Below are 22,773 nucleotides of genomic sequence, written 5' to 3'. Positions count from 1 at the left end.
AATTATTCAACATTAAAAACCAAGTGATAATCCTACAACTAAACTGCGGTTCATCGGATTGCTAACTCCGTAAGATTCAGGATCTGCAATCTTGATTTTATCAAAGCAGAGCAGGTCAACCCCTCTCACGTATAGTTTGGCATTTTCCATGAAACCTGTCCGTTTCATTAATGTCTTCGGGAAGTTGTAATACAATTCCACATGACGGAGTTTCAGGAATGAGCGGTCTTCCAACCAAATCGTGTTCGTCTGGTAATTGTTGTTACTGCTTTGCGAACTCAGGCGCGGATATTTCGCATTCTGATTTTCTGGTGTCCAGCGATTATTATAATACTCGGTTGAGAGATTGGTGTTATTGATCGCCGAATCGTCGCTCATCTTACCTTTAATCAATGGCCAGTATACACTCTTTGTATTCAGGATGGCCGAATAATTCCCGGTTCCCTGGAATTGAGCGGTAAATCCGATACCCTTATATTCTGCACCTAATTTGAAGGAATAATAGATTTCAGGACTAAGTGTATTATATCCGATAGCGGTTACGTCATTAGCGTCTATCTTCTGATCACCGTTTACATCTTTATATTTAATATCACCCGGTTTTACTTCATTAAAGAGATGAGGTATGCTATTATCAATATCTGCCTGATCTTTGAAGAATCCTTCAGCTATCAATCCGTAAATTTGTCCTACCGAGTTGTTCGTGCGAACCAGGTTGTCATATGCTCTGGGCTCTTCGTATTGCTCCTTGATCTTGTTTTTGTTAAGGGTGAACATTCCACCGATATTGATATTTACTTCGCCAATTTTCTTCACATAATCAGCGCCCAGTTCAAATCCATAACTATCTACGATACCACCATTTTCATATGGGGCATCGAAGCCAAGTGCAGCAGAGTACTTTCCTGTAGTTTCTACCCAGATATCTTTTCTTCTCTGATAGAAGCCGTCAAGAGTCAGGTTTAATCCGCCGAATAATGTAGCATCCACCCCTAAGTTGTATTTAAGAGCCTTTTCGTGTGTAGGGTTTAATGTGGCCAAACGGGAAAGTTTCCAACTGGAACCGGGATTGTATCCGGAATCCATAGGATATTGCGAACTGTTCACATATCTGTCCTCCCAGTAACTTTCTACCCGGTTACCATCACTATCCACCGGTATATTATCACGATTGATAATTCCGAATGAAGCTCTCAGTTTCAGGAAATCCACAAAAGAAACATCCTGCATGAAATTTTCTTTAGACATTACCCATGCTGCCGATACTGTTGGCGAGTATCCCCAACGACTGCTCGGAGCCAATTTATTTGCACCTGAGATTACAAATGAAACATCAGCGTAGTAACGTCCTTTATATCCGTAGTGTGCATATAGTGAGTAATTCTGGCGATACCATGTATTGTCTACACCATTGAGATTCCGGTATTCGTAATCCCATTTGAACTGAGAGTAAATACTGTGATCTCCAAACGTATTCTGATAGTTGAGGCCAATATCGAAGTTGAATACACGGTCCCATGCTTCTATATCAGATCCGGTGCCTAATTCAGAGTCTTTACCACCGGTAAACTTCTGTAGGTTATCCATATTCGGTGCACCATTTATCCACTCCGCCACAGCATAACTACCATAAGCGTATGTCTTTGAATGGTTTTCCATATAAGTACCAACATTATCGTAAGCCAGTCTGAAACTACCACCCAATCCGGGTAAGATAGACGACAGGTCTTGTCTCAATGTCATATCGGCAAATAAAGAACGTCTGTGACCTTTGGTATAACCGGCGGCTTGCGATTGGGCTACCGGATTATATTTTCCGTCCCAAGTAGCATTACCTCCCCAAGCGCCATCTTGGTTCTTAGCCGGGAAAGCTGCTGAAGGAACGGTATAGATCATGTCCCACAAGTCTGCCATATCTCCTGGACGGCTCATTTCGGCTAATGTTCCCAAAAGTTTCAGTTCCAGTTTAGTTTTGGGTGTCAAGTCAATATCCAGGTTGGTTCTCAGGTTTGCCTTCGAGAATTTATCCTGGGTAGAATAACCATCGTTGGTTCTGGGCGAATTAATGAACCCATAATCGTTATACAAGTTCAACAAAGCGTAATACCGGAATGAAGTACCACCCCCACGGAAACTGAGGTTAAAGACATCGGTCGATCCTACGTTTTTGAACGTTTCATCTACCCAGTCTACGTTAGGATAGAGTGTAGGATATGCACCGCTTTTGAATGCTTCCAGTTCGTTTGCCGAGTACCTTGCAGGTTGCCCGTCATAGCCTAAAGCCTCATTCATGGCGCTGGCATAGGTATGTGCATTTACAAACTTCGGACGGCGGGCTTGCCAATTAAACATATGGTCGTAAGAGAACTTAATTTCCCTTGACTCATATTTTCCCCGTTTAGTTACAATGTTTATTGCCCCATTGGCTCCTTTATATCCGTAGAGAGCAACAGCAGCAGCATCTTTTAGCACAGTTACCGATTCTACTTCTTCGGGAGTGATCAGTGTAATATCCCGTTCAATACCATCCACAAGGATAAGTGGTTCATTGCCCGACTTTTCAAGGGTTTGCAACCCTCTGATATAGAATGTATTGTTATAGTCGAAGTTATTACCGCTTCCCTGAAGGGCGGTGAGTCCCAGTACGTTTCCAAACATAGAGCTACCAATGTCTCTGGATGAACGTTTGTTAAGTTCATCACCATAGGCAGTATAAATCGAAGCGGTGGTTTCTTCCATGTTCTGTTTCACTTCGTAACCAATATTTACAGCTTGGCTTGCCTGATTCATGATTATTGTCATGGGCATGCCGCTTTGTGCTTCTATAATTTGATAGCTTTCGTCGGAAGTCGCAATCCGCAATTTCTCCGAGTTAACGGCATCAATCTCAAATTTGCCCTCTTTATTAGTCGCAACCTTATTCTCCGGACTTATGGTTGAGGTTACCAAAGCTCCAACAACAGGGTTGCCCCGTTTGTCGAGTACATATCCGGTAATTTTATCATTACTGTTCTGTGCGACTCCCTGCAAAGTCATGCAGGTAAGGAAAGCCAGAACCAATATTTTATTCTTTCTCATATGCTGATTCTATTTCAATAATTAGATTTAAATTACCATCCCGGGTTCTGTACAAGTCCGTAGGCTTTGTTTATTTCAGCCAAAGGAAATGGAGACAGATACCATTTGGGGTCAAATCCATTTGTCCACCACATGCGTGTTGGGTTACTGATCAGTTTCTTTTCGTAATTAAATTCCGGCCAAGGAGCACCACCGTCTTTCTCAGCACCAAACCATTGTCCTTTACCGTCTTTACGGGTAATAGAAAGCATGCTTAGTTGTTTCTCAAAGATATCCGAACGCTTATATCGGATCAAATCGAAGAAACGGGAGTCTTCCATACCCAGTTCACAAGCACGTTCACGCATAATTTCGGCCAGAAGAGCATCTTTGTCTCCGGTAAGGTTTTTGCCCGGATTGCATGCCACCAGTCCTTTCATACCTACACGGGCACGAAGGATATCTACTTGATTAATAGCATCCTGGAAACGTCCTGTCTGGCAAAGAGCTTCTGCATAATTCAGGTATATTTCAGCTAAACGCAGATAGCACCAAGGGATGTCTTCACGTAGAGAATTGTCTTCCAAATAATATTTCTGCAAAGTGTATCCGGTACCATAGCGTGCATGATTCCCTACGTTTGTCTTAGCGTCATATCCATTTGACCACGTTTCGTATACGTTTCCACTCATATTACCCGTATTCCAGTCTAATGAACGGGGTAAACCGTTTACAATGGCCGATTCATAAAGTCGCGGGTCGCGGGTAAGTGTTACTCCGGCTGTAGGATCGGGTACTCTTTTAATGAACATTTCGTCTAGCTTACCATCCTGTTCAGCCTTGTTCCAGTCGAAAGGTGTGCCGTCTGCCCATGGGAACATTTCAACATAATCGTGTGTAGGATTATAACCACGACCATTGTTTTTCTGTAATTGATGCCAGGAGAATGTTCCTGATCCATGATTATCATTCGTTGTTACACGTACTGACTGAAGCACTTCTGAACTATTAGACCTGTAATACGCTTTACGGAAAGCTAAGCGATAATCTTCCGGACGGGTTCCACCTGCTGTTTCCAAAGCGAATTGGCCGTTGCTTTTCAATTGTGCAAAGAACTCTTCACAGGCAGTAAGACAGCGTTGCCAACGTTCGGCTTTATAATCGCCATACCATACATTCTTATTATCTGCCGCTTCACCTTGTGCATAAGGAACGTTATCATTAAATAAAGGAGAAGCTGCAAAAAGCAGAATAGACGTTTTCAATCCCATAGCACCACCTTTTGTCCAACGACCGGCATCAACAGCCGGGTTGGCTACCTGCCAGGGTAAAACTTTAGCGGCTTCGTCTAAAAGTTCAACCATAAAATCGACTGTTTCTTCTACTGTACCGCGCGGTGCTTCATAACTGGATTCCGTACCGGAGAATGTTCCTTTGAGTATAGGTATCCCCCCGTAATGCCGAAATGTGTCCCAATAACGGGCAGCGATCAGACATTTGGCTTCGGCTTTCAATTGTTCTTTTTCAGCGTTATCCATATCAGGAACTCTGTCGATATTCTCAAGTAATATCCATGCATATCGAACGGCTTCCCACACATTTGAGCGTGTATAGTCGAACTTATCCTGACGTATACTGTATCCTGACGAATGTACTCCACCATAATAATTACCATACATGGAGAATCCTGTCCATGTTGTCACCCAAAGGTCCGATAATGCTTCGAATTTTCCAATCCAATAACTATGTGTATAAGGAGGATTACTGCTGTTGCTATATTGCAAACCATAATATTGGAGTGCATAGATACCTGTAAGAAACTGGCGGGTATATTCGGCCTTGTTAAAGACAGTATCCATGGTCACTGTTCCACCGGGCGCTTTGTCCAGGAAAGAGTCTCCAAATTTAACGTCGTCAACGCAGGAAGCAACAGAAATTGCTATTACTGTCGCAAATGCGATCAACAATTTATTTATTGTTTTCATACAATTGTTCAATTTTAATGTTAGAATCCAAGTTTTAAACTTAGCGAGTAAGATCTTTGCAGCGGATAGGTTGGAGCATTACTTGCCCTTGATTCCGGATCACCCCATTTATAACTTGTGAATGTGATCAAATTATATCCACTGAAAGCCAATTGGCAGGAATTCAACTTTAGCTTTTGCATGATCGGAAGCTTGAAATTGTAGGCTATCTGCAAACTTTTCAGACGTAGATAGTCGGCATCTGTTTCAAACAGGGTTGAGCCTCTATAGTTATTAGTGGCACTAGATCCTGCAAATGTCGGACGTGGATATTTAGCGCTTTGAGACGGATTGTCTTCTGTCCAGGTATTATCTAAATGGTACTGCAACAAACCACCTTGCGTCTGACTATCATTGCTGACAAATGGTCTTGCAAATACGTCCGAGAGCAGACGGCTTACACCCCAGGCACCGGTCCATTGAAGAGATACATCGAAGTTTTTCCAACTGAATCCCATATTGATACCGGCAATGTATTTCGGATCGTCGGTATATCCGTAGTCATAACTGGAATCTTCTGAATCAATCACTCCGTCACCATTAAGATCTACAAATACAGCATCGCCTGGGCGAAGGTCTACTTTATGGTCCGGGAAGGGTGTACCGAATGTCTTTTCATATAACTCCGGAGTGCTTTCATCGTAGAATCGCCAGAATTTATACAGTTGACGAGCACCGATACGGTGTCCTTTCTGGTATAAATAATCGTAGTTTTTGGGGGATTCTTTCTTCTCTATGATTTCATTCTCATTATTGGAGATGTTTACTCCGAGGTAGTACCGGAAATCCTTTCCGATACGATCGTCCCAGCGAACAGAGAGTTCCCATCCCCAGCTTTTTACTTCTCCCAAGTTGGCATAAGGAACTGAGAAACCAATAATAGCCGGAGCTGTGGCATCTACCAAAAGGATATCTTTACGTCTTTCGCGGAAATAATCAACACTTGTCTTCAGGCGTTCGTCGAGGAAGCTAAAGTCAACCCCATAGTTTTGTTTAAACGCTTTTTCCCATTTTACATCCTTGTTATTTTTTCCGGCTTCTTTCGCACCTAGTAATGTGTTTCTGTTTGTTCCGAAATAATAACCCACACCGTTATTGTTAGCATTATTCCCACGGTTAAACAACTGATCCAGATCTACTAAATAGGGGTCGGCAGTATATAAGAAACGACCTACATTATCACTTACTTTATCATTACCAACAAGTCCCCAAGAGGCACGCAACTTCATGTAATTGACAATAGGTTTTATGGGTTGCCAGAATTTCTCTTCACTAACCGTCCATCCCAGAGATCCGGCAGGGAAGAAACCAAACCGATTGTCCGGATGGAAGTTCTCTGATCCGTTATATCCGGCATTAAGTTCGAGCATATACCGGTTTTTCCAGTCGTAAGTAACGCGTCCTACAATTCCGACATAACCACGAGGGATATCTGAGTATTGCTTAGGGTAATATTCTTTGGATTGGTTATAGAGCAGCAGTGCACCTACATGGTGATCGCCAAAGGCTCTGTTGTAATCAAGAGCGGCTTCCATATACCAATCACGTGCTTTCCCTTTTTTCTCGACATAGGTAGTCTGATTGTTTTCTCCGTATTTCTTGTAAGCTAATGTTCCATCAGCCATCAATACGGGAGTGTATGTAGCTGTGGCAGCGCTTCCTTCCTTATAGATAGTAAACGAGCTATTATAAGCACCTTTCACTCTGAATGATAGACCTTTGGTGATAAAATCAAGTTTTTGATTCAACATGAGGTCAGCATTCAATTTGTTGTTGCTGGTTTTCATGAAGCCCTTACCGTAATAATCTCCGATCCCGTCTTTACCTAGGAAAGGCATATTTACGCCATCGGTATAGTCTGTGGCTGCTTTAACATATTTACCATCAATAATCCCCGGACTGGAGAATGGAGTAGCCCAATACAGTGCTCTGACCAAACCACTACTACCTTGTCCGGTATAGGGTCTGCTGGCATTGTCAACATTGCCACCTATGTTAATAGATAGCGTGGTTGATTTTGTCACATCAATATCCAGATTGGAACGGTAGTTGTAGCGTTTATATTCGTAGGACAATTCATAAGGTAGACCAAAATCCCTGAACATTCCGTCCTGGGTATGAGCACCTACAGAAATAAAGTAACGAACGTTCTTTGTTCCCCCTGAAATGTTGATGTTGTGTTGCGTCTGCATCGTAGCATCTTTCATCACATAGTCTACCCAGTCTGTATCCGGGAAACGAATAGGGTCTGAGTTTGTTCTGAATTTCTCAATCACATCGTCCGAGAAAACCGGGTCTACACCATCAAGTTTACTCGTCAGGTTATGGAAAGTGGCATACTCGTATGCACTGGCTTTCTTAACTAACTTGGTTGGTGTAAGTATACTGGCGGAAGTGCTGAAGGAGATTTTTGCTTTACCTTCCTTACCGCGTTTAGTAGTTATCAATACCACACCATTCGCACCTCGTATACCAAATACCGCTGTAGCCGATGCATCCTTCAATACAGTGATGCTTTCAATTTCATTAGGATCGATATCGGCAAATGTGCGTTCAACTCCATCCACTTGTATAAGTGGTTTTGCATCTGCAAATGTAGCTTTACCACGCACAAATATTTCTGCAGCATCGGCACCCGGCTCACCAGAGTATTGCACCGAAGTGATACCTGTCATGAGTCCCGAAAGGACGTTGGCAACAGAGCTTACAGGGGCTTTCAACAGGTCTTCTCCTTTCACCGCTGAGATTGCACCTGTTACGGTAACTTTTTTCTGTACACCATAAGCCACAATCTGCACTTCGTCGAGCATTTGTGTGTTTTCACTCAATACAACTTTTATCGGATTCCGACCGGCAGTAACTGTCTGCGAGTCATACCCGATAAACGTAATGACCAACTTAGTTCCCGGAGGAACATTCAGCTTAAAATTTCCATTAAAATCAGTGATCGTTCCGGTTTTTGCATCTTCCGTAACAACACTGGCACCAATAATCGGCTCACCTTGGCTGTCTTCTACAGTACCTGTAACTGCTATTACCTGCTGGTGACTTTCGTCAATGGTAGCAAATGCAGTTTGTACACCTAACAAAGGAGTAAAAGATACGGCAAAAAAAAGCACGAAAAGGAAAGAATAGCGCCTCTGTCTTTTTTCGTTTTCCATAAAATATTAGTTTAACAAACAATTAATAAAAAATCTACCTGTAATCGATCCATCCCGCGACGGGTGGGGATGTTGGAGAGGGAGGCCCGCTTTCGGTTAAGCATTGCTTAAGTTCGCGCAGAACTTAAACTCCTCTCAATAATTAATGAACATTAAGTCTTTTCCATGTATTTCACCTTAATAGATTAACATTTCTGAAGTTTTAGCAGGACAAATCTACCCTAATTGCTAATAAAAGCAAATGGACGATTGTACAAACACCTGTATTTTTATCGCTCCTACCTGTAAAAGCACAAAATTACATGCCCGAACAATTTGTCAGCACACCATATTCCTTAAGTCCTTCTACAACAAACTCCGCTACAGCCCTGGCTCCTGCTTCACAAGTATGCGTATCATCATTGGGGACATATAATTCCTTGGATTTCTCATCACCCAACAATAGTATCAGGTCACGGGTTTTAAGGTTGACATCAATTATAGGGATATTGTATTCCTGTGCAACTTTCCGGATAATTCCCGGATAAGTTTTTAAGCGATTATCAATTAAGTTTCCTTCATGGAAAGTACGCATCACCAATGGGGTTAACAACATCGGATTTGCCTCTTTTGCATGTACTTCTTCTATAAAACGAATAAGATTTTCCCTGAAGTCTTCGGGGGATGCATGACGCTCGGGTTTCGTTGAAGTATCATTATGCGAGAACTGAATAAGCACCCAATCGCCTTTCTGCACCTGACTAATCAGACTATCCCAACGCCCTTCGTTGCGGAAGGATTTAGTACTACGGCCAGCCTTGGCATGATTAACAACCTCCGTACCATCGCATATATAATAAGGTAACATTTGCCCCCACCCACGCATAACGGTTTTGGTTGTATCATAACCCTGGGCAGTAGAATCGCCTGCAATAAAGATTCTGGGGTGATAAGTACCACTACTTGTAGTTACAAGCAATATAATAAAGGAAGATAGTATAAGATTAAGTGTTTTCATTAATATATCCCTTTAGGTTTTTAGCTGATGCAAACGTACAGTAAAACAGGCAAGGAAGCAATAGAAAATTGTCCGAGTGTACCAGATTAAAGTAAAGTGTATAAAAGTCCATTCCCAAAAACACATTAATCCTGTTACTTTGTGAGTGTAGAAATCAATTCCGAATTTAACACCATAGTAAGAACACTTAGTTTTATGAAAAAAGTATTTATAGCCTTCTCATTCCTGATAGGAACTATTGCCGTTACGAGTAACGCCCAACAGCTACCCGATAGAAATGAAATTCTCCAGAAAACGGTATTAGTCAACGATTATTTTATGAAGAAGCACGCTGACTATACGCAACCTTCTTTCGTTGGACGCTTCCGCCCCAGCAATATCTGGACTCGCGGTGTATATTATGAAGGATTGATGGCACTTTACAGCATTTATCCCAGAGAGGATTATTATAAGTACACATACGATTGGGGAACATTCCACAAATGGGGCATGCGCCACGGAAATACTACCCGCAATGCCGACGACCACTGTTGCGGTCAGGCATATATTGATTTATATCGCGTTTGTCCATCATCTCCAGAGATGATAAGGAATATCAAAGCATCAATGGATATGCTTGTCAATACCCCGCAAGTGGACGATTGGACATGGATTGACGCCATACAGATGGCTATGCCTATCCTTGCTAAATTCGGTCAGATGACAGATGAACAGAAGTATTATGATAAGATGTGGGATATGTATGAGTATTCCCGCAACACGCATGGCGGTGGTATGTTTAACTTGAAAGATGGTCTTTGGTGGAGAGATGCCGACTTCTGCCCTCCATATAAAGAGCCTAATGGCGAAGACTGCTACTGGTCGAGAGGTAATGGTTGGGTATATGCCGCACTGGTTCGTGTACTGAACGAAATTCCAGCAGATGAGAAGCATCGCACAGACTACATCAACGACTTTCTCCTGATGAGCAAAGCGCTTAAAAAGTGCCAGCGCGAAGATGGCTTCTGGAACGCGAGTCTGCACGATCCTACAAACTTTGGCGGAAAGGAAACCTCGGGAACAGCATTGTTCGTTTACGGTATGGCTTGGGGTATCCGTCAGGGATTATTGGATAGAAAAGAATATTTGCCGATAGCTATCAAAGCATGGAATGCAATGGTTACCGATGCAGTTCATAAAAACGGATTTCTGGGCTACGTTCAGGGAACAGGTAAAGAACCTAAGGACGGACAGCCTGTTACATACACCAGCGTACCCGATTTCGAAGACTACGGCGTAGGTTGTTTCCTTTTGGCGGGTTCGGAAATGTATAAACTTAAATAGTACACACATAGATCAAGATCATAAATACAAAAAGGAGTTAGTTGTTTTTTTGCGTAGCGCAGGCAATCTGATAAAAAGGCAAGCATAAATCGTTTTGATTAAACAGGTTTTCATTCATTAATAGGTATTCCGCAACGTATTGTCTTTTTCAGGTATTGCCTGCGCTTTTCTTCCCTTATCCATGCAGTTGAAATGCCTACGGCATCCCAGTGATATCTCGTAGGCATTCTAGTAGTATCTCGGTGCTCTTTCTGCCCCCTTCCATACGCCTTCTGGTCCAGGTATATAATACTTTCGTTTTTTGCATGCAATTAACGCCTTTTTTGCATGCAAAAAACGAAAGTTTTAACGACATGTATTTAAGAGGATTTCGACGAGTGATATTAGATTGACAGTTTACATGTGTTTTCACTGGAAATAAAGGAAAACTAATTAAATTTGCAGCACACAAAAACAGTTATTATGAAAGATCCGGTATTCAAAGGCTTCTCACCTAAAACGTTCCAGTTTTTCAGTGAGCTGAAAGAGAATAATAATAAAGAGTGGTTCGATGCACACAAGCATATCTATGAATCAGAACTTCTGAATCCACTCAAGGGATTGTTCCAAGCCCTGTACCCTATCATGTATAACATTGATGCTGAGTTTGAGATGCGTGCGCACCGCGCTATATCCAGAATCTACAGAGACACGCGTTTCTCGCACAATAAAGATCCCTATAAAACATTTATGTGGATGACTTTCCAATGCCCTGTTAGTCGCGAGGAGTGGAAAGACCTTCCCGGTTATTTCCTTGAATTGGGAGAGAGTTCTTATACGTTAGGGCTCGGTCTGTTTCAGCCGAAGAAGAAAGTGATGGATAGTCTGAGGGATGCCATTATATATGAATCCGAAGAGTTTCAGCGGATAACACAAGAAACGGTACTCGACAGAGGATATACCGTCAACGGGGAGGGATACAAAAGACCGCTCCCGAATGACCTGCCTGAATACTTCCAGCAATGGTTTCAACGGAAGGGAATCTGGGTAGAAAAAGTGAAACCTATCGAAGAGGAACTTTACTCGGGAAGCTTTGCCGATTTAATTATAGAAGACTTCAAAGCACTGGAATGGCTATATAACTTTATGAAGGAAGCCACAGAGTAAACGGCGGGGCACTACGGTCTGATTTCCCTGTGGATAGTAAAAGAAAAAACATCCATGCTTCTTTTGAAGACTGGACTGGAAGTGTGCCTGATAAAGATATTTTCCTACCCCCGAATAATATATGTATCATTTTCTATCTTTATTCATTAAATACACAGGGCAGAGAGAGTACGAAAAGGGTGGGAAGCCGTCATTATTGATATCTTTATTAATGTATTAACGTTCTATCCACATGAAGATCAACAATCTCTTTTGCCTGATGGCTATATTCATGCTTTGCGCATGCAAACCTGTTCAAGACAATACGACAAAAGCGGTGCCTCTGGCCAGCGAGGTAGGCGATGCATGCATGCCGGCGGAGATTGCTCCTATTGAGGCTCCATTTGCGATGCCGCAACTCAGCAAACCGGTTATCCCCGGGACGACCGTAAAGCTATCTTTAAGCGATGCTCCGGCGGATATGCAGACGGATTATATCAACCAGCAGATCAATGCCCTTAGCCAGAGCGGTGGGGGGACCGTTGAGCTGGGACCGGGCGTATGGAAGAGCGGACGCATTGAGTTGAAAAGCAGGATTAATCTTCATATCCCCGAAGGAACGGAGGTGCACTTCAGTGGAGCAATCAAGGATTATCAGCCGGCTGTATTTACCCGCATGGAGGGTACGGAGTGCCTGTCGTCGGGAGCGTTTATTTATGCCAACGGGCAGGAAGATATCGCCCTGACGGGGCGGGGTGTATTGGTGAGCCCGGGGCTGGATTGTGAGATTGCCAAAACGTTCTGGGACAACAATCATGCGCATAAACTGAAAAAGATTACGGTAGATATGCCTCTGGAAGAGCGCGTGTTTGATGGTTCTTCGCCGCAGGCTACGATGTATCTACCCAAAACCTTCGCACCGATCGACTGCAAGAATATATTGGTAGAGGGCATCCGCATACAGGGATCGCTGACCTGGAACATCGCTCCGATGTATTGCGAGAACGTGATTATCCGCGGAGTGAACGTAAACTCGATAGATATACCAACGGGCGACGGGATCGACATTGAGTCTACCCGCAATGTGCTGATCGAATACTCCACACTGGCCAATGGCGACGATTGTTATACGATCAAAGCGGGCAGAAGCGAGGACGGGTTGCGCGTGAACAAGCCTGCCGAGAATATCGTTATCCGCCATTGCCTGTCGAAGGAAGGGCATGGCGCTGTGACCTGTGGAAGCGAAACGGCAGCCGGAATCAAGAATCTGTATGTGCACGATTGTGTGTTCGACGGAACGGAAAGAGGGTTGCGCTTTAAGACCCGGAGAACCAGGGCGGGCGGCGGCGACTCATTGTATTACGAGCGTATCCGCATCATCAATGCCAAAGAGGCAATGCGCTGGGATATGCTGGGAAGTGCTTTCTTTATGGGCGAGCTGGCCAGTCGCCACCCCGTTCCGGAGGTGGACCGGTTGACTCCTCACTTCAGGGACGTCTTCATTAAAGATATTATTGTGGAGAATGCGGAGCATTTCATCCGACTGTCGGGCATCCCCGAATCGCCGGCGGCGAATGTATTTATGGAGAACTGCGAGGTAACCTGCAAGGAGTTGCCACAGTTTACGGATGTTGACGGACTGACGATCAAGAATTCAACTATCACCGCGCAAGACAGTACGATATTGTTGGTCGACGCCCGGAATATCACTTTCGATCATGTGAAAATCAATATCGCCGGTGAACTTACGTTTAAGCGTGAGGGAGATACTACAAATAGCATCTTGTTTGTAATGGACTAGACCGTCTGTAAACAGGTACTTTCCGAAATAGAATATGAAACTTTCTCAAGGCCTTTTACATGTACATCTCAAGGCTTTTAAGATGTACATGTAAAAGGCCTTGAGATGTACATGTGCCGAGCCGGCAGATACGAGTGTACTAAGGTTTAAACACCAGCACTCCGGCTGTAGGAATGTTTTGTTCGCCGATCAACACTGTGGCATTTGCAGGCAAAGCAAACAGGTGGGGTTTATCGGAGTAGTTCAGTACGATGCCCATTCCGTTGCGATATTCCATTGTTACGCCATAAGGCAGGTCCATTACGGGGATGTTCAATGTGGCGTAGAGCTTCTTCAAGACATCGGCTTCGAGTGCCCCGTCGGTAGAATCAACGCCTACGTAGGTGATGGTGCCTTTGCCCAGCTTGCGGAAAGTAATGCCCGGTTTGCCTTCATAAAACTCTTCGGTATACGTGGCCCAGGGGGTAGAGTCCTTGCCCGGAAGCAGGATTTCTCCCCAGGTGTTCCAGGCGTACTTCTTTCCATCCATGACAATGATACCGGGGTCTTCGGGTAGAAGCAAGTCGTAAAACTCCATATTGTTTCCCGTCAGCGCATCGATCAATGAGCCGAAAGGTGCTTCGAACAAACGTCCCATACGGTCTTTATGTGCTGTGCGACAGGTCAATACCAGGTTTCCGCCTTGCCGAACGTAGTCCGTCCAACGTTTCACCAGTGCTTCATCGGCCATCTGATAGGCCGGAGCAATCATTACGGGATAGTCGTTGAAGTTCTTATCTTCCGTGATAAAATCGACCGGAGCGCCGAAGCTCTTTAGCGTGCGGTAATACTTATCTATGTGCTTCATCGTGTCCCAAGTGCGGTTCTGCTTCTGACGGTCAATGCTCCAGGCATTTTCATGGTTGAACAGAATAGCGGTGCGACGGGCGGTATATTCCGCTGGCTTGGCATCGCGGGGCGCGTAGTGTTTGCGAAGCGTTTTGATTTCGTTGATAAACTGCTGGTACTCACGTCCACCGGGTTCGACGGTCACCCCATCGGTGCCCACAATGCCGTAGTGATATTGCTCGGTTCCGTACAGCGGTTGGCGGTAGCGGTAGGTGCAGATGAAATCGCTTCCACCAGCATACACACTCCACATCCACAGGCGTACGGCACCAGGCAGGGGTTGCGGATTGATGCTGCCCCAGTTCACCTGTCCGGGTTGAAGTTCCATGACGCCATATGTGCCCTGTATGGGCCGGAAGAAGTCATTTGCCCAGGCAATGCGCAACGGATTGCCCACCCGATAGCCCCGCCGGCCGATGCCTTCGTTATCGCCATACACCATATAGCGGGTATACACCTGAAAGTCCAATGTCTTGCTTCCACCGATGTGTCCTTCGTCGTAGTTGGGAATGTAATTGGTCGTCACCCATTGGTTTTTGGCGTATTTCCGGATTAACAAGCATTGCTCATCCAGAAAATCATTGGTTTGCCGGGCGGCAAAGCGGCGGTAATCGAGTATCTGATGGTGGTTCATAAACATCTGCCGTGTCTTAGGCAGGGTGATCTCATCAAAAGAGGCATACACCTCGCTCCAAAAGGCCGTTCCCCAGGCGTCGTTCAGGGCTTTGATGTCGTTGCCATACTTCTGACGCAGGAACTGACGGAATCCTTCTTCGGCTTTGGGGTTGTAGTCGAACTGAACAGCAGGTTCATTGTCGAGCTGCCAGCCCATGATGCGCGGATCATTACCATAATGTTGAGCCAGCTTTTCTATCATTTTGTATGAAAGCTCGCGATATAAAGGCGAGGCGAAGGAGGCGTGCTGACGGGCGCCATGATCCAGTACCGTACCGTCTTCCAAGCGGACCAGTATCTCGGGATACTTGCGGCTCAGCCATACGGGAGGGGTAGCGGTAGAGGTACACATCACAACTTTCAGATCGTACTTGGCGGCCAGCGCTACGGCGCGATCCAACCAGGCAAAGTCGTATTTGCCTTCTTCGGGTTCGAGCTGCGCCCAGGCAAACTCGGCAAAGTGGGTGAACTCAAAGCCCAGGTCGCGCATTTGCTTGAAGTCGCGCTCCCACTGGCTTTCGTCCCAATGCTCGGGGTAGTAGTAGACGCCTGTCAGGGTAAGGTCCTTATCGTTGAACCAGGTGTTGGGGGTTTGTTTCAACAATGCATCCAGCACCTTTTTATCCACCGTAAACGCTGTTCCGTGGCGAATGCCTTTAGGGAAAGAAACCTGATCGGAAACATCCTCCCAGTTCACGCGGTCTTTCGTTCGTACCGCGCCGTAAGTATGATTGCGGTATTTATCAAAGTACACATATATATAATCGCCAACGATTAACGGCGCCGGGCCTTCTGCCCAGTAATCGCCCGTAATGGGCTCGGAGACTTCAACAGGGAAGCCCTTCTGTATGTTCCTTGTTTTCGTTACCCGTAGGTTCTTCTCCGGCGGATTGGAGTTCTCGTTTTTCACTACCATAATCAGTTCGTCGTCGTGGTCTTTAACAATGGCGGCATCAATCACACTAAAATCCGGGTCGAAGAACATGTTGGTCTTCGAGAACTTCTTGAAGTCTTTAGTCGTGACGTAGTACATGCGGTGATTCAACCCCTTTTCGCTTTCGCTGGTTGCCACTTCCTTATGCCGCCCGGGTATGGTGGTTGCCCAAAAGATATAAAACGTCTTGCTCGGTTCATCGTAGAACAGTTCGGGCGCCCAACAGTTATGAGCCGTAGGCTCGTGCATCATCACGGGAATCGCCTTCTGCTCCGACCAATGAATCAGGTCTTTGGACGAGGCATAGCCGATGATACGGTCCGTCCAACTGGATGTCCACACCATATGGAATGTTCCGTCCGGTCCCTGGCAGATGCTAGGGTCGCGCATGAGCTTGTCTTTTCCGACTTCGGGTTTGAGGAAGGATTGATTGTTGTTCAAGGCTTCCCACTTCAAGCCGTCATAGCTGTAGGCCAGATGCAAACCGTCTTCGCTCTTGCCCACAAAGTAGGAGAATAGGTAGACCTGCGATTGAGCAAATGTTACTGTTGCTGCGAACAGTACAAGTGCGGTTAAAAAGAGTTTTTTCATATATATTATGTTATACCGTAGGGGCGGTTCGCGAACCGCCCGATAATAGTTTTCTGTACATCCCGTATATTGGGCGGTTCGCGAACCGCCCCTACAAGTGCAGTGCTTCCAGGAACTCCACCTCAACGATCCGAAGCTCATTCCCGGCTTTATCCCCATCCTTTGCACGGAACAAATCCAGTTCCTGCGTAGGGTCAAGCTCCGTAATCTGACCAAAGCCATCGGAGTCCATTGCGCTTCCTTTCAGCCGGATGGTTATTTTATCCGTCCGTACAGGTTTCACATTCAGGTGTATATACCCCAGGCTCTTCTCCGTGTCGCCACTCCAGATCAATTCCTCTCCGGCATAAATCTCAAGCGGATAACTACGCATGCGCCATCCGGTGAGTTTCATACAAATCTCATCCACTTCCGCCATCCGATCAAGCTGATACGTGATCCAGGCCGTGCCCAACTGTCCGTCATTGCGCCACTCGCTCAATTCATTATCATCAAAACTATTGATCGCCTCTTTAGTATTTGCCCCGGCCACTGCCGAACGAACAGCAATATCTACTTTCGTATCCGTATAAGATGCCGTTAGCGGAGTTTCACCCCTATCCAAACGACCAGCCAACTCATTGCCGGGAATAAAGGTACTCAATCCCTCCTTAACTTCCATCGCCTTCGACGACAATGTCAGTGTTGCCGGTTTCAGCCCTTTGCCCTGTGCCGTCAACTTCACCTGACCGGCAGCCGTAGTAGAACGGATCAACGCACGGTTCACCCCACATTCCACGGGCAGTACCTTAGACAAGATATAATTATTCTCGCCCTGCGCAATACCTCCACGCCACTCAGCCGGACCATCAAGCGCAAACTCTATTTCATTGTTCGCCAGCGGACAACGGCGACCATCTTCATCTACCACCTCTACCTGCACCAATACCAGGTCGGCACCATCGGCAGCCCATCCGCCGGGGCTTTGAATCAGTGTCAGTTTGATATCGCGGGGTTCTCCGGCTGTCTGCAAACTGTGGCGACTCACCTCTTTCCCTGCTTCATCATAGCTCACCGCTTCAATCTTGCCACTCTCCCAAGCCATATTATCGAAAGTAAACAGGAAGCGATAATCCTGCTTTCCATATCCTTTGGACTTACCATTGATAAACAACTCTACTTTATCACCACTGGAAACCACATAAACTGGCTTAACCGTCTGCGGAGAATAATTCCAGTGACCAATAATGTGCGTACGGTAGTTCTCTACATCAACCCATCCGTCCCACATCACCTGATGCGCATAGAAACCATCTTTCTCAATGCGCATCGGGTCTACCACTCCACTCCGGCGGTAATTCTCCTCACCACGGAAGTGCGTATTCGTATCGGAGAAGATGATCTTAGCCCCGCCCGAACTCACGCGCCGGCCTGTTCCCGGACGCTCGCGCCAGTAGTCGTACCAACGGCGGATGTTCTCAATCGCCATCATATCCTGGTTGTGGTTGTAATCCAATGCCGGTGCATTGCGGTAAAGCGGTCCGGCACCTTCTTTATGGTAAGGGTAGCTATACTCATCCCAATACTTACGTAAACCCTCATCGCGCGAGTATTCCATCGCCCACATGGGGTGATAAGCACTCTTGTTGATGTACAACATTTCGCCGCCATACTCTGCATCGCGAATATCAAGCATCTCGCGCGAACCGATGGCCCGTCCGCCATACGGGTCGTACATATCGCGCACAGCTTTCATTTCGAGCATATGCTCGCGGCTGATCGACTCGTTTCCACATTCATAGAACAGGATACTCGGATTGTTACGGTTATAGATAATCGCATCGCGCATCAGTTCCACACGCTGTTCCCATTGCCGCCCTTCCCGGTCTTTCTCCGCATCTCCGGCAGGCATGGCCTGTATTAATCCCACGCGGTCGCATGATTCAATATCCTGCTTCCACGGGGTGACATGCATCCAGCGTACCAGATTACCCCCGCTTTTCACTAACAAATCATTCGAGTAATCGCTCAACCATGCCGGAACAGACATTCCGACGGCTGGCCATTCGTTACTGGTACGCTGTGCATATCCCTTCATCTGAATCACTCTGTCATTCAGCCAGATCTTTCCATCGGCAAAACGGGTCTTGCGGAAACCGGTTCGCGTGGTCACCTCATCCGTCACCTTTCCATTGACAACCAAACGGGTTTGTACGGTATATAAATAGCCATATCCCCAACTCCAGAAATGCAACCCCGATACTTCGGCAGCGGCTTTTACGGTTTTTGTCTCGCCGGGTTGGATGGTTAACTCATCACCCTTAAAGGTGGTTACGAGCTTATTATCTTTATCAAACAAGGCTACTTCGTAAGCCACTGTTTGCTTCTTTTTGTATTCGTTACGTATCTCAGACTCTGCATTGATCACCGCCCGGCGCGACTTAACACGGATATCCGAAGCGTAGATATATACGCCGGTAGTCTGCAAACCGCTGTACAGCGGAAGGGTTTGATAAAGCTTATCGGTCACATGTAGCCATACATTTTTAGGCATACCGCCATAGTTGGCATTGAAGTTCTTATTGTTCCACTGATATTTTGTATCAGTGGCGCGTTCCTTGTACTCCCAATTGTTGTCTATCCGCAGCGCAATCTCATTCACTCTGCCTGCTTTTAAATAAGGAGTAATGTCATAGCCAAAAGCCATCACACCATTCTCGTGCAAACCTACATAATGTCCGTTTACATAGAAATCGGCGGCCTGGCGAACGCCTTCGAACTCAATAAAAACTTTCTTGTTCTTATCCGCTTGCGGCAGTTTGAACGACTTGCGATACCACATAACAGTATCCGTAAGTTGATCGATACTTAGTTTAAAAGCCTCATCTTCATTAAAAGCATGTGGCAGGGTTATGCTTTTCCAGTCCGGGTTGCTGTTCTTACTAAACGCGGCTTTAGCATCCGGCAGGTCGCCAACATACAACGACCAGTCTGAGTTAAAGTTATACTTTATCCTTTCGGAAGAATAAAGCGAGACAGGCACCCAAAGCGCCATCATCAATAAAATAATCTTGATACGTTTCATGGATATTCGGTTAATTTTCACTAGGTTATTACATTCACTACAAATATAACCCACACCCTGAGAAAGAAAAAATCGCAGGAAAAGGAATGCAAGTAATTACGTAGCAAATAGATGTACTTTTGTACACAACGCCTACAAACGCCTCCATTTTACACAATAATCTATCTTTATGTACGCCTTTCTATTTAGCAGCATATACAAAACTCGTATTTTAGCCTCACAATAACGATTAACCACTGGACCATGAGGAAACGTATTCTTACTCTTACATCATTACTTACATTCTTTCTAACAATAGCCGCCCAGCAAACCATGGATCTGGCAGGAAGATGGCAGTTCGCTATCGACAGGAACGATGCAGGTATAAAGGAACAGTGGTTCAACAAACAGCTGTCCGATCATATCAACCTGCCGGCTTCCATGCCCGAAAAGCTTAAAGGAGATAATGTCAATGCGCAAACCCAATGGACAGGTAGTTTGTACGACAGTTCGTTCTACTTTAATCCATATATGGAAAAGTTCCGGATAGAGGAAAACTTCAAAGCTCCTTTCTTCCTCACCCCCGACAAGCACTATGTAGGTGTGGCATGGTATCAGAAAGAAATCACCATTCCCGCCGGTTGGAAGGGCGAACGCATTGTATTCTTTATGGAGCGCCCACATATAGAAACAACTGTTTGGGTGAATAATAAGGAAGTAGGTATGCAGAATAGCCTTTGCGTGCCTCATGTATATGATATTACGGCATTCGCCTCCACCGGGAAATGCAGAATCTCTGTCCGGGTAGACAACCGTATTAAAGAAATCAATGTCGGACCCGACTCGCATAGCATCACCGACCAAACGCAAGGCAACTGGAACGGTATTGTGGGAAAGATCAACCTATCCACCACTCCGAAGGTCTACTTTGATGATATACAGGTTTACCCCGACCTGGCAAATAAGAGAGCAAAGGTAAAGATGGTGCTAAAGTCGGCCTCATCCGGCAAAGTAAAAGCAAATATCAGCCTCTCTGCACAAAGCTTCAACTCGGACAAGAAGCATACCGTACCAACAACAAGCCAGGAGTTTACCATAACCAACGGCGAACTGGCCTGCGAAATGGAGTTGCTTCTAGGAGATAGAATGCTAACCTGGGATGAATTCGATCCTGCTTTATACATGCTCCATGCCGAACTGACCGTTGGCAAGAAGAAAGAAACAAAGCAAGTACAGTTCGGTATGCGCGAATTTACGATTCAAGGCAAATGGTTCTACGTGAATGGCAATAAGACTATGCTGCGCGGCACAGTCGAGAATTGTACCTTCCCGCTTACCGGATACGCACCGATGAATGTAAAAGACTGGGAAAGGGTATTCCGCATCTGTCGCGAATACGGACTCAATCACATGCGCTTCCACTCTTACTGTCCGCCCGAAGCTGCTTTCATCGCAGCCGATGTTGTTGGGTTCTATCTGCAACCCGAAGGTCCGAGTTGGCCAAACCACGGACCAAGACTAGGTAACGGACAGCCTATCGACAAATATCTGATGGATGAAACCATTCGCCTAACCAAAATATATGGCAATTATGCTTCTTACTGCATGCTCGCCTGTGGCAATGAACCGGCAGGACGTTGGGTGGCATGGGTTACTGATTTCGTTGAATACTGGGAAAAGACGGATTCCCGCCGTGTATACACCGGTGCATCCGTGGGAGGAAGCTGGCAGTGGCAACCCCGCAATCAGTTCCATGTAAAAGCCGGAGCACGCGGATTGAACTGGTCTAACCAACTACCGGAATCACTCTCCGATTACAGAGCCAGAATAGACACGGTAAGCCAGCCTTATGTGTCGCACGAAACAGGACAGTGGTGTGCTTTCCCGAACTTTGAGGAGATACGCAAATATACCGGAGTAAATAAAGCCAGGAACTTCGAGATCTTTAAAGAGATTCTTCAGGATAACCATATGGGCGATAAAGGCCGGGAGTTCCTCATGGCATCCGGTAAACTGCAAGCTCTTTGCTATAAACATGAGATAGAAAAGACACTCCGCACTCCCGATTATGCCGGGTTCCAGCTGCTCTCACTGAATGACTATTCCGGTCAGGGCACAGCGCTGGTTGGCTTGCTCGATGTGTTTTATGAAGAGAAAGGCTATATCAATGCTCAGGAAATGAGACGGTTCTGTAGTCCAACCGTGCCGTTGGCGCGTATTTCTAAGTTTGTTTATAAGAACAATGAGAGTTTCGAGGCAGAGATTGAAGTGGCTCATTTCCATAAAGCAGCGATCAGGAATGCTAAGACTCTATATATCATCAAAGATGAATACGGAAAGGTATATGATAAAGGTATAGTATCCACCAAAGATATTCCGGTAGACAATTGCTTTGAACTAGGCAAGATCAGTTACGCATTACAAGCCTTTACCTGTGCGCAGAAACTCAAATTGGAGATACGGATAGAAAGTACGGGTGCAATAAACGACTGGGACTTCTGGGTATACCCGGCTCAGGTAGAAATAAATACAGGCGAGGTGTATGTAACAGACACACTGGACAATAGAGCCAAAGAGATACTGGAACAAGGAGGCAATGTGCTTATCACAGCCGCAGGAAAGATCTCTTACGGAAAGGATATTGTACAATACATGACTCCCGTTTTCTGGAATACATCATGGTTTAAGATGCGTCCGCCACATACTACAGGTATATGGGTGAACAATTACCATCCACTATTCAAGGAGTTCCCGACGGAGTATCACAGCAACCTGCAATGGTGGGAGTTATTAAACAAATCGCAGGTGATGCAGTTCACCCAGTTTGCACCGGACTTCCAACCGCTGGTACAGAGCATAGATACCTGGTTCATCAGTCGCAAGGCAGGCACCTTGTTCGAAGCCAAAGTGCTTAACGGAAAACTGATGATGACCAGTATGGATATTGATAGCCATCCGGACGAACGGATCGTTGCCCGCCAGATGCGTAAAGCCATACTGGATTATATGAACTCCGATGACTTCCGGCCAAAGGATATCGTAACTGTTGAACAAATCGGAGAGCTATTTACCAGAGTAGCGCCAAAGGTAAATTCCTTCACAAAGGATTCGCCGGATGAATTGAAACCGGCTAAAGGAGATAAAGGTATTTAAA

Annotated in this window: 10 protein-coding genes; 4 read left to right on the top strand and 6 right to left on the bottom strand. The window is 45.5% G+C overall.

Annotation, left to right across the window (positions count from 1 at the left end):
* Positions 1–12: 12 nt before the first annotated feature.
* The 4 genes from D0T87_RS09090 to D0T87_RS09075 all read right to left on the bottom strand — a co-directional run bounded on the left by D0T87_RS09090 (position 13) and on the right by D0T87_RS09075 (position 9,239).
* Positions 13–3,078, bottom strand: a complete 3,066-nt coding sequence (locus D0T87_RS09090; protein WP_163174817.1) for a SusC/RagA family TonB-linked outer membrane protein — start codon at positions 3,076–3,078, stop codon at positions 13–15.
* A 32-nt stretch (positions 3,079–3,110) separates the two neighbouring features.
* Positions 3,111–5,042: a RagB/SusD family nutrient uptake outer membrane protein gene (locus D0T87_RS09085; protein WP_163174816.1), complete on the bottom strand. Its 1,932-nt coding sequence runs from the start codon at positions 5,040–5,042 to the stop codon at positions 3,111–3,113.
* Between the two features lie 20 nt (positions 5,043–5,062).
* The gene (locus D0T87_RS09080) at positions 5,063–8,242 is read right to left on the bottom strand and encodes a TonB-dependent receptor (RefSeq protein ID WP_163174815.1); all 3,180 of its coding nucleotides are present in this window, start codon (positions 8,240–8,242) and stop codon (positions 5,063–5,065) included.
* Positions 8,243–8,540: 298 nt separating this feature from the next.
* Positions 8,541–9,239 carry a rhamnogalacturonan acetylesterase gene (locus D0T87_RS09075; protein WP_163174814.1) on the bottom strand — a complete coding sequence of 233 codons (699 nt, stop codon included), beginning with the start codon at positions 9,237–9,239 and terminating at the stop codon, positions 8,541–8,543.
* A gap of 195 nt (positions 9,240–9,434) precedes the next feature.
* On the opposite strand from D0T87_RS09075, the gene D0T87_RS09070 reads away from it, so the two are divergent.
* The 3 genes from D0T87_RS09070 to D0T87_RS09060 all read left to right on the top strand — a co-directional run bounded on the left by D0T87_RS09070 (position 9,435) and on the right by D0T87_RS09060 (position 13,488).
* Positions 9,435–10,562, top strand: a complete 1,128-nt coding sequence (locus D0T87_RS09070) for a glycoside hydrolase family 88 protein (RefSeq protein WP_163174813.1) — start codon at positions 9,435–9,437, stop codon at positions 10,560–10,562.
* Positions 10,563–11,024: 462 nt separating this feature from the next.
* Positions 11,025–11,708 (top strand): DUF2461 domain-containing protein, encoded by a 684-nt coding sequence (locus D0T87_RS09065; protein WP_163174812.1) that lies wholly within the window; start codon positions 11,025–11,027, stop codon positions 11,706–11,708.
* A 232-nt stretch (positions 11,709–11,940) separates the two neighbouring features.
* Entirely contained in the window at positions 11,941–13,488 is a 1,548-nt protein-coding gene (locus D0T87_RS09060) for a glycoside hydrolase family 28 protein (RefSeq protein WP_163174811.1), read from the top strand.
* A 139-nt stretch (positions 13,489–13,627) separates the two neighbouring features.
* Here the strand turns inward: D0T87_RS09060 and D0T87_RS09055 are convergent, their stop codons facing one another.
* Together D0T87_RS09055 and D0T87_RS09050 are read right to left on the bottom strand one after the other, a co-directional pair.
* Positions 13,628–16,375, bottom strand: coding sequence for a beta-galactosidase (locus D0T87_RS09055; protein ID WP_370526830.1), 2,748 nt, complete (start codon positions 16,373–16,375; stop codon positions 13,628–13,630).
* A gap of 292 nt (positions 16,376–16,667) precedes the next feature.
* On the bottom strand, positions 16,668–19,640 hold the full coding sequence (locus tag D0T87_RS09050) for a glycoside hydrolase family 2 protein (RefSeq protein WP_163174809.1): 2,973 nt from the start codon (positions 19,638–19,640) through the stop codon (positions 16,668–16,670).
* Positions 19,641–19,883: 243 nt separating this feature from the next.
* On the opposite strand from D0T87_RS09050, the gene D0T87_RS09045 reads away from it, so the two are divergent.
* Positions 19,884–22,772 carry a sugar-binding domain-containing protein gene (locus D0T87_RS09045; protein WP_163174808.1) on the top strand — a complete coding sequence of 963 codons (2,889 nt, stop codon included), beginning with the start codon at positions 19,884–19,886 and terminating at the stop codon, positions 22,770–22,772.
* The last annotated feature ends 1 nt before the right edge of the window (position 22,773 follow it).

This window comes from Bacteroides sp. 51, assembly GCF_010500965.1.
Classification (GTDB): domain Bacteria; phylum Bacteroidota; class Bacteroidia; order Bacteroidales; family Bacteroidaceae; genus Bacteroides.
This window is presented reverse-complemented; position numbering and strand designations above follow the sequence as displayed.

Excerpts from the sequence above, each read along its gene's own strand:
- D0T87_RS09090 (WP_163174817.1), bottom strand. The coding sequence starts at position 3,078 with ATGAGAAAGAATAAAATATTGGTTCTGGCTTTCCTTACCTGCATGACT.
- D0T87_RS09085 (WP_163174816.1), bottom strand. The coding sequence starts at position 5,042 with ATGAAAACAATAAATAAATTGTTGATCGCATTTGCGACAGTAATAGCA.
- D0T87_RS09080 (WP_163174815.1), bottom strand. The coding sequence starts at position 8,242 with ATGGAAAACGAAAAAAGACAGAGGCGCTATTCTTTCCTTTTCGTGCTT.
- D0T87_RS09075 (WP_163174814.1), bottom strand. The coding sequence starts at position 9,239 with ATGAAAACACTTAATCTTATACTATCTTCCTTTATTATATTGCTTGTA.
- D0T87_RS09070 (WP_163174813.1), top strand. The coding sequence starts at position 9,435 with ATGAAAAAAGTATTTATAGCCTTCTCATTCCTGATAGGAACTATTGCC.
- D0T87_RS09065 (WP_163174812.1), top strand. The coding sequence starts at position 11,025 with ATGAAAGATCCGGTATTCAAAGGCTTCTCACCTAAAACGTTCCAGTTT.
- D0T87_RS09060 (WP_163174811.1), top strand. The coding sequence starts at position 11,941 with ATGAAGATCAACAATCTCTTTTGCCTGATGGCTATATTCATGCTTTGC.
- D0T87_RS09055 (WP_370526830.1), bottom strand. The coding sequence starts at position 16,375 with ATGCGCGACCCTAGCATCTGCCAGGGACCGGACGGAACATTCCATATG.
- D0T87_RS09050 (WP_163174809.1), bottom strand. The coding sequence starts at position 19,640 with ATGAAACGTATCAAGATTATTTTATTGATGATGGCGCTTTGGGTGCCT.
- D0T87_RS09045 (WP_163174808.1), top strand. The coding sequence starts at position 19,884 with ATGAGGAAACGTATTCTTACTCTTACATCATTACTTACATTCTTTCTA.